Origin of the sequence: Trichlorobacter sp. (assembly GCF_030247655.1) — a bacterium.
Classification (GTDB): domain Bacteria; phylum Desulfobacterota; class Desulfuromonadia; order Geobacterales; family Pseudopelobacteraceae; genus Trichlorobacter.
Map to the genome: position 1 here is coordinate 1 of NZ_JAOTRZ010000116.1, position 8,916 is coordinate 8,916.

The window sequence follows — 8,916 nt, forward strand, 5'->3', positions numbered from 1 at the left end:
ATAGTGGCATGTATGAGAAAACTTCTGACCATTTTAAACGCCATGATGAAAACGGGGCAAAAGTGGAACCCAGCCATGGTCAGCTAAACTAAACTACTTGACAGAGAACACAGTTGCTCTGTGGTGAGAAATTTGGAGTTCGTTTATGGGCGATATCACCCGCTTCGGCATCTCGATTGACAGTGACCTGCTGGATAGTTTTGACCGCCTGATCACCCGCAAGGGCTACCAGAACCGTTCAGAGGCGATCAGGGATCTGATTCGCGCCACCATTGTAGAAGACAAAACCGCTGCAGGCCATGAAGAGATGGTCGGCACGATCACCATGGTCTACAACCACCATGTCCGCGACCTGGCTGACAAATTGACCGAGCACCAGCACCACCATCACCACCAGATTGTCTCTGCCCTGCATGTGCACCTTGATGCCCACAACTGCCTTGAAGTACTGGTGCTACGCGGCAGCAGCGCCGAGATCAACCAGATTGCCGATGAACTGCTGGGGGTCAAAGGGGTTAAACACGGCAAACTGTTCCTCACCTCGGCAACTCCTGAACATCACTAATCTTTACACACCTGACCATGCCTTCTGATTCTGTAAACATCTCCGTGTTACTTTTTTCTTTTTCGTACCCACCTATTGTGCTACATTTTAAAAAATCGTGCCACAGGCTAATGCAATGACAATCATCCATACCAATCAGAACGCTGGCAGATTCCGCCTGTTTCTGCTGGCCTCATTGTTGTTGCATGGTTCGATAACCCTGGTGACACTTTTTCTGTTGCCAAAACGACCGGACAGGCAACCGGATTCACCCGGCATCATCATGGTTAATCTGGCTACACCAACAGCAGACAAGAACAGCGCTATCACCACTCTGGCTAGGCCATCCGTTAAACCCGGCAAGCAAGCCGCAGCATCAGCAACACCAACAGCACCGATTCAGCCTGTTGTGCCTGCAGCCACCGTTTCTGCAACACCTCAGGCAAGACGGATTGAGACAGCACCGGACAGGTCAATAACACCCACAGCACCTGCTAGCAGAGGAAGAACCGGTGCTGTAGCAGATCAGCCAACAAAATATGCAGATACAGGGCAGAGCGTTTCCGGCGCCCCCCAGTCCGCAAGTGCCGGAAAAGCTGTTCCCCGTGAGATGACCTTCGGCAGCGCGGGCGGTCCGGCTTTTCGGAAGCAGACCCAGCCGGTCTACCCATCGTTAGCCCGCCGACGCGGCAAGGAAGGCGTAGTCGTATTAAAACTTTCCATAAGTGAAACCGGCCACCTGACCCATGTTGAATTGATTGAAGACCCTGGCTATGGCTTTGCCGAGGCAGCCATAGAAGCGGTTCGCAGTTCCAGCTTCAGTCCGGCCCATTATAACGGCAAACCGGTTGCGATACAGGCAATACTGCCGATCCGCTTTACCTTACGCTAGATCCTATCACACCACAAACAGGGGGGAAACCGATGCTGCGCACCATGACAGTCGGCCTGATCAGCAGCCAGCTACTTGTGACAGGTCTTGCCATTGCAGCAGATCACAAACTGTCAGAAATTGTGGTAACTGAAGATCGGCTCATCACTCCCACCCGCCAGATCGATGAAACGGTCTCCACCGGCAGTGAAATCAGCAGCAAGGGGATGGAACTACAGGGTCCAAAGGCCGAGACCAGTGCCTATGAGGCGATCAACCTGCTGCCGGGCCTCAACATGGAAAGTGCTGATGGCAAGGGATTGGGAGTTGAACAGACAACCCAGCGCAGCCGTGGTGTCAGGGGTATGCTGGGCGCCTTAACGGTGGAAGGGGTACCCAACTACGGCGGAAACCCGATCGGCCCCCGCGATTATCTGTATGACCTGGGAAACATCAACACCATTGCGGTCTACAAAGGAGCCGTGCCTGCTGATATCGGTACCGGTGTCGGCTCCCGTGGCGGCGCCATTGAGCTGCGTCCAGACTGGCCTCATGAGAAGTTCGGGGCACAACTCAACCAGAGCGCAGGTACCGACAACTACTACCGCACCTTCCTGCGACTGGATTCCGGCAAGCTGCCGACCGTTGATACCCGGCTGTCCGGTTCCTACTCCTACACCCAGGCCGACAAATGGCGCGGCCCCGGGGAATTAGGCCCCCGCCACAATTTTAACCTCTCTCTGGCGCAGCCGATCACCAACAAGGCAGATATCAAGCTCTGGTACAACTACAACTCAATCAAGCAGGATCTGTATCGTGCATTGAGCTTTACTGAAACCCAGAATCTTGATGCCAACTATTACAAGGATTACAACGCGGTCCTGACCGGTACTGCTGCAAATGACATCAGTTATTACAAATACAACCACGGCTATTTCATCAACCGCGATTTTCTCTCGCTGATTACCGTAACCCCCACCGATCAACTGCGGTTTACCCTGAAACCCTACTATTCGGTTGAAGACACCAAGGTATGGCAGGGCAACTTGACGAACAACATGGTGCAGAAACGGACCCGGGAGATTGAACGGACCGGCCTGATTACTGAAGGCAGCTACGGTACCAAGTCTCTTAAAGGGATACTTGGCTATCACTACGAAGCATCCACCATGGATATATACATGCAGAACTATGCCCCAACCACTGCCGGACTCTCGTACCGGGGCTATGCGGCCTTTGCCACTGCGGGAACCTCGGCAATCAACAGCCCTTATCTAAAACTGACCGGTTCTGCGGGGAAAGTTGATTGGCAGGTGGGCCTGAAATATTTCAATTACGCTGAGCCTTCCAGCGATGGCTACCGGACACAGACGCCACTGGCCGCTCCGTACCCCCTGGTACGCGACAGCTGGCTGGATCGCTCCGCCCGCACCTACGACATCTTGCTGCCAACCGCAGGCATCTCCTGCACCATCAACGACAGCCTCCAGGCCTATACCAGCTATGGCAGAAACTTTATCCGTCCCTACTCCTATCTTCCGCTGGTCAGCACCTATGTCAACGGCGCCAATATCGCCCGTTTCAAGGCAGCCAACATCACCTTAAACAGCCTGTTTGATGGCTATAAGATGGAAGAGTCGGATAATTTTGACCTGGGGCTGCGCTACAAAAGCGAGAAATTCGAGATAGCCCCTACCCTCTTCTTTGGACTGCACAAGAACCTGCTGACCACGATCTCCGACACCCGGGTAACCGGCATACCGATCAGCTATCAGCAAAACATCGGCAAAGCCACTGGCTACGGACTTGACCTTGAGATGAACGCCTTTGTGACCGACTATCTGACCATCATCCTCAACCCCACCTGGACCAGCCTGACCTATGACGATGATATGATCTACCAGGGAACCCGTTACGCCAGCAAGGGCAAGCAGGTGGTGGACACCCCGGAATGGATGTTGAAGAGCGGCATTATCCTTAAGCTGGGTGATTTTGAGATCAGCCCCAAGGTGCGGGTGATCGGCGAACGTTACGGCGATGTAGCGCACCAGGAAAAAATTGACCCCTATGCCGTTGCTGATCTTTCCATCAACTACACCAAGAAGAAGGTCTTGAGCATGGCACAACTGAAAGTTTCTCTGGAACTGACCAACCTGACCGATGAGCACTATGTTGCGGTAATCAACTCCTCTGATGACACCCGTGCCGGTAGCACCAGCTATTACCAGGGTGCCCCCTTTTCTGCCATCGGCTCAGTTGCGGTGACCTTCTGATGGAGGCCTTATCCTGGCAACGGTGCGTTGATTTTCACGGCCATTCCTGCCCCGGCCTTGCCATCGGCTTCAAGGCGGTTGAGGCGCTGGAGCAGCAGATGGGGCTGGTCTGCGGTGGCGATGAGGAGCTGGTCTGCGTCACCGAGAACGATGCCTGCGGCGTGGATGCGGTGCAGGTGCTGACCGGCTGCAGCCTGGGTAAGGGCAATTTGCTCTACCGTGAACGGGGCAAGATGGCCTTCAGTTTCTTCAACCGTACCACCGGGCAAAACCTGCGGATGGTGTTCAAGCTGTCGGTATCCCGCAAGGACGTGGGACGGGAGGAGCTGCAGCAGATGATTCTGGATGCTGATCCGGCCACGTTGTTTCAGTTCAGCCAGCCGGGGTTCAGCGTACCGGAAAAGGCCCGTATCTTTGACAGCCTGACCTGTGAACAGTGCGGTGAACATGCCGTTGAGCACCTGATCCGTTTACATGAGGGGAAAAAAATCTGCCTGGACTGCTTTGAAAGGTACACACGGGGATGGTGAAACAGTCCCTGAGCATACTTGTCAGCGCACTACTGCTGCTCTGCAGTTCAGCAAGCGCCCTTGCTGCGCCGCCGGGACGTATCGTGGTGGATCAGCTGGGACGCCGGATACTGCTGCCTGCCAAGGTACAACGGATCATCCCCCTGGGCGGAGCAACCCGTTTTGTGGTCTATCTGCAGGCCTTTAACCTGGTGGTGGGGGTTGAGGCGATGGAAAACCGCCAGGCCCCTTCAAGCGGCAGACCGTACAACCTGGCCATCCGCAGCCGTGCTGAAAAGCTGCCGATAGTGGCAGAGGGCCGTCAGAAACCGGTCAATGCCGAGGCGATCATCGCTTTGCGGCCGGACCTGCTGATCACGGCTGAAGCTGACCGCTCCCAGGCTGATCATTTGAACAGAATCACCGGCGTTCCGGTGCTTGCCCTGGATTACGGCGGCATGGGCGTCCTGAAACCGGAGCGGGTCAAGGAGACCTTCAAGCTGCTGGGCACTGTTCTGCAAAGGGAGCAACGGGCCAACCAGCTAATCGCAGAGCTGACCTCGCAGCAAAAAGAACTTGATCGCCGTCTGGCCGGTGTAACCGCACTGCCGGTCTATATCGGCGCGGTCAGCCAGCGGGGCAGCCACGGCATCACCTCCACCGATGCCGACTATTTCCCCCTTGAGACCAGCGGCGCCGTTAATCTGGCCAAGCAGCTTACCAAGAGAGGCCACGCCTATATAGACAAAGAGCAGTTGCTGGTCTGGAACCCGTCAGTGATGCTGGTAGATGCCGGCGGCGCAGGACTGGTCCGTCAGGAATTCAGCCGCAACCGTAACTTTTTTAACCGGCTTGCTGCCGTACGTACCAATCAGGTCTACCAGACCCTGCCGTACAACAACTACCACACCAACCTTGAGCTGGCCCTGGCAAACAGGTGGTACATCGCCAAACTGCTGCACCCGAAACGGTTTGGCGATATTGATCCGGCCCGCAAAACCAATGAACTCTGCCGCACCTTTGTCGGCATAACCTGCTACGAGCAGCTACAGCGCGAGTATGGAGGTTTTGGCCCGCTGCTGTTGCACAACAAAACCGCCTATGTCCGCTGAAACCGCTGTTGAGACAAGCGACAGCTATAGCCGTCGTATCCGCAGACGCCTGTTGGTGCTGCTGGCCCTGTTGACCCTGCTGGCAATAATCGGACTGCTCTCTCTGTGGATTGGCTCCTACCCGCTAAGCATTTCCCAGATCATACAGGGGGTTGTTGCCACACCAGATGACCCGTTGATCACCCACCTGCTCTGGAATATCCGGCTACCCCGCACCGTTGCGGCCATGCTGGCAGGGGCTGCTCTGGCCCTGTCCGGTAGCATCATGCAGACCCTGCTGAAAAACCCACTGGCCGCTCCCTCCACCCTCGGGGTCTCACAGGGTGCAGCCTTTGGTGCAGCCTGCGCCATTATTCTACTGGGCTCCGGCCAGACCTTCAGCACCGGCAACGAGGCGGTACTGCTCTCCAGCCGCAGCATTACCGCAACCTGCGCCTTTTTCGGCGCGATTTTCAGCATCGCGGTCATTCTCACCATCGCCTCAGTGCGGCAACTATCCAGCGAGGCACTGATCCTGTCCGGCGTGGCCATGGCCGCCTTCTTCAGCGCCTGTACCATGCTGCTGCAGTACTTTGCCAGCGATCTGCAGGTGGCTGCCACCCTGTTCTGGACCTTCGGAGATCTGGGCAAGGCCGGATGGCAGGAAAACGGCCTGATGGCACTACTACTGTTGCTGACCGGCGGTTTTGTGCTGTACAGGGGATGGTGCTTCAACAGCCTGCAATGGGGGGATGAGGTTGCCCGAACTCTGGGAGTGCATACTTCCCGATTGCGTTTGATCGGCCTGTTACTGACTTGCCTGCTGACGGCTGTCATCACCGCCTATTTGGGGATCATCGCCTTTATCGGCCTGATGGCACCCCACCTGATCCGGCCCCTGATAGGCAACGATCAACGTTTTCTGCTGCCAGCAGCTGCCCTCTGTGGCGCCCTGCTGCTGGTTGTTGCAGATATTCTTTCACGTGTCATCCTGGCCCCGGTGGTGATCCCGGTGGGGATCATCACCTCCTTTGCCGGTGCCCCGCTGTTCCTCTTTCTCCTGTTGCAACGGAGACAGCTATGATCAGGATCGATCAGCTTGATTGTGCCTACGGCAACCGTCAGGTGCTGCACAGCATCAGCTTCAACCTCCAACAGGGAGAGCTGGTTTCAGTACTGGGGATGAACGGCTGCGGTAAATCCACCCTGCTCAAATGCATCAACGGCCTGCTGCAGCCATCAAGCGGCGAAATCCATATCAACGGCCAGTCCCTCAGGCAGCTGTCGCGACAGGAGCTGGCCCGTACCATCGGCTACCTGCCCCAGAATACACAAGCGATAGATTGTACGGTTTTTGAAGCAGTACTGATCGGACGCAGGCCTCACCTGGGCTGGCAGGTGACCGACAACGATCTGGTCGAAACCGCCCGTATACTCCGCCTGACCGGCCTGAGCGGCTACGCTGACCGCTCAACACTCCAATTAAGCGGGGGGGAACTACAGCGGGTGGCCATCGCCCGCACTCTGGCACAGCAGCCGTCAATTCTGCTGCTTGATGAACCGGTCAACCACCTGGATATCCGCAGCCAGATCGATGTCATGGCCCTGATCCACAGCCTGACGAAGCAACTGGGGATCAGCACCATCGCGGTCATGCATGACCTGAATATGGCCTTGCGTTTTTCGGACAGTTTTTTGATGATGAAAGAGGGTGCTGTACTGGCAACCGGCGGCAGGGAGGTTATAACGACAGACAACATCAGGGAACTGTATCAACTGCAGGTGGTGTTGCAGGAACTGAACGGCATACCGCTGGTAATCCCCTGCCCGGAGCAGGAGCCATCTCTGCTTAACCGCAGCTAACGCTGCAGCGCGTCAAGCCGTTGCAGTCCCTCCAACGCTCCGCAGGCCAGACCAATGTGAGGTGCTGCAATTTCCGGCTCACGGATATTGATCCTGATCACCGTGGCAGCGGCATGACGCCAGCCCAGCCGTTCAGAGGTAGCCCGAATGGTGGGAATGGCGGTACCTGCCCCCATCTCGATCACCACAATCTTCTTATCACCCTGCTCATCCAGAAACTGCTGCAGCCGCTGTTCCTGCTGGTGAGTCCGTTCAGGTAGCCAGGACCAGTCACCAAACATCAGAATATTGGGACGGCTTACACCATTGCAACGGGGACAACGGGGGATATGACCGGCCAGCATGGTAACCAGATCAACCGGAATCTGTTCGTGGTTGGGCCAGATGGTGTCAGAGCAGGGGGAAAGGCACTGCAGCCAGTGGATTGAACCATGCACTTCAAGCATCCGGTCATCGGCAAATCCGGCCTTCTGAAACTGGCCATCCACGTTGGAGGTAACCACAAAGTACGGGGCAGCTTTTTTCTCTATCCAACTTTTGATAATCCCAAACCCGGCATGGGGAACCGTGTCGCGATACAGATTGGTGCGATGGCCGTAGAAGCCCCAGCCAAAGGAGGGATCACGCTGAAAATGCTCCGGGTTGGCGCACTCCACAAAGGAAAGCCCCAACCGGGCATAGGGTGGGTAAGCCTGCCAGAAGCCCTGATTGCCGCGAAAATCCGGCAGACCGGAATCCACCCCCATCCCGGCCCCGGCGGTAATTACAAAGCAATCGGCAGCGCCAACCAGTTCAGCTGCCTGCTCAATCAGACCAGGCTCACCGATGCGATTCATGGTGCCCCCAACGGTGTATGAAAACAGCCAGTTCATCTGGCGGCAATGGAGTGCTAAACAGAAAGCCCTGGATGGTTGTGCAGCCACGGGCCAGCAGATGCAGTTTCTGTTCCTCGGTCTCAACCCCTTCTGCAATCAGTTCCAGCCCCAACTCCTGTGCCATGGCAATAATTGTATTAACCACTGCTGTATCTGACGGCGTGTTATGTAATCGATGAATAAACGACTGGTCCACCTTCAGCTCCTGTACCGGCAGCCGGGAAAGGTAGGCCAGGGATGAATAACCGGTACCAAAATCATCCAGGGAAAGGCTGACCCCCAGATCACGTAATTCCTGCAGTTTCTGTTGGGCATGGGCTGTGTCAATCATCAGTATGCTTTCAGTCAACTCAAGACAGAGCAAGGCCGGATCAAGTCCAGACTCAGCAAGAATCTGGCGAACGGTCTCAGCCAGATCACCCCGCTGAAACTGCAGGGCAGAGATATTTACCGACAGACGCAGCGAGACCATACCTGCACGCTGCCAGGCTACGGCCTGACAACAGGCCTGCTGCAAGACCCAGGTACCCACCGGAACAATCAGGCCGGTTTCCTCAAGGATCGGTATAAACTCCGTGGCACTAACCGGCGCAAGGTCGGGGCATTCCCAGCGTAGCAGCGCCTCAACCCCGATCACCCTGCCGGTTGTCAGACAGATTTGGGGTTGATACTGCAGACTAAATTCTTCATTTTCAAGTGCTCGATGCAACCGGGAAGCCAGCATCAGACGGTAGTGGGCCTGCTGGTGAAAATCGCTGGTATAGCAGACGATGGTGTTACGCCCCAACCGCTTGGCCTCGTGCAGGGCCGCCTCGGCGTTGCGCAACAGATTGTTCTCCTCCTCACCATCATCCGGGTAGATCACCAGACCAATACTGGCAGTAATAGCT

Annotated in this window: 9 protein-coding genes; 7 read left to right on the forward strand and 2 right to left on the reverse strand. The window is 55.9% G+C overall.

From position 1 onward, the window contains the following. Positions 1 to 145: 145 nt before the first annotated feature. The 7 genes from nikR (at position 146) to OEL57_RS10650 (ending at position 7,151) form a co-directional block, all read left to right on the forward strand. A complete protein-coding gene (gene nikR, locus OEL57_RS10620; protein WP_300740494.1) occupies positions 146 to 565 on the forward strand; it encodes a nickel-responsive transcriptional regulator NikR in 420 nt (139 codons plus the stop codon). Positions 566 to 680: 115 nt separating this feature from the next. Then, the gene (locus OEL57_RS10625) at positions 681 to 1,436 is read left to right on the forward strand and encodes an energy transducer TonB (protein WP_300740496.1); all 756 of its coding nucleotides are present in this window, start codon (positions 681 to 683) and stop codon (positions 1,434 to 1,436) included. Between the two features lie 32 nt (positions 1,437 to 1,468). Continuing rightward, positions 1,469 to 3,688: a TonB-dependent receptor gene (locus OEL57_RS10630; protein WP_300740498.1), complete on the forward strand. Its 2,220-nt coding sequence runs from the start codon at positions 1,469 to 1,471 to the stop codon at positions 3,686 to 3,688. Continuing rightward, a complete protein-coding gene (locus OEL57_RS10635; RefSeq protein WP_300740500.1) occupies positions 3,688 to 4,218 on the forward strand; it encodes an FmdE family protein in 531 nt (176 codons plus the stop codon). Before OEL57_RS10630 ends, OEL57_RS10635 begins: the two co-directional genes overlap by 1 nt. After that, positions 4,212 to 5,309 (forward strand): ABC transporter substrate-binding protein, encoded by a 1,098-nt coding sequence (locus OEL57_RS10640; protein ID WP_300740502.1) that lies wholly within the window; start codon positions 4,212 to 4,214, stop codon positions 5,307 to 5,309. Before OEL57_RS10635 ends, OEL57_RS10640 begins: the two co-directional genes overlap by 7 nt. After that, a complete protein-coding gene (locus OEL57_RS10645) occupies positions 5,299 to 6,372 on the forward strand; it encodes a FecCD family ABC transporter permease (protein ID WP_300740504.1) in 1,074 nt (357 codons plus the stop codon). The genes OEL57_RS10640 and OEL57_RS10645 overlap by 11 nt, the downstream gene beginning before the upstream one ends. After that, positions 6,369 to 7,151 carry an ABC transporter ATP-binding protein gene (locus OEL57_RS10650; protein ID WP_300740506.1) on the forward strand — a complete coding sequence of 261 codons (783 nt, stop codon included), beginning with the start codon at positions 6,369 to 6,371 and terminating at the stop codon, positions 7,149 to 7,151. Before OEL57_RS10645 ends, OEL57_RS10650 begins: the two co-directional genes overlap by 4 nt. Here the strand turns inward: OEL57_RS10650 and OEL57_RS10655 are convergent. Beyond that, positions 7,148 to 7,987, reverse strand: coding sequence for an SIR2 family NAD-dependent protein deacylase (locus OEL57_RS10655; RefSeq protein ID WP_300740508.1), 840 nt, complete (start codon positions 7,985 to 7,987; stop codon positions 7,148 to 7,150). The two genes, OEL57_RS10650 and OEL57_RS10655, sit on opposite strands and share 4 nt — an antisense overlap. After that, positions 7,971 to 8,916 (reverse strand): putative bifunctional diguanylate cyclase/phosphodiesterase (locus OEL57_RS10660; RefSeq protein ID WP_300740510.1); only part of this gene is annotated, 946 nt, incomplete at its 5' end. The genes OEL57_RS10660 and OEL57_RS10655, both read right to left, overlap by 17 nt.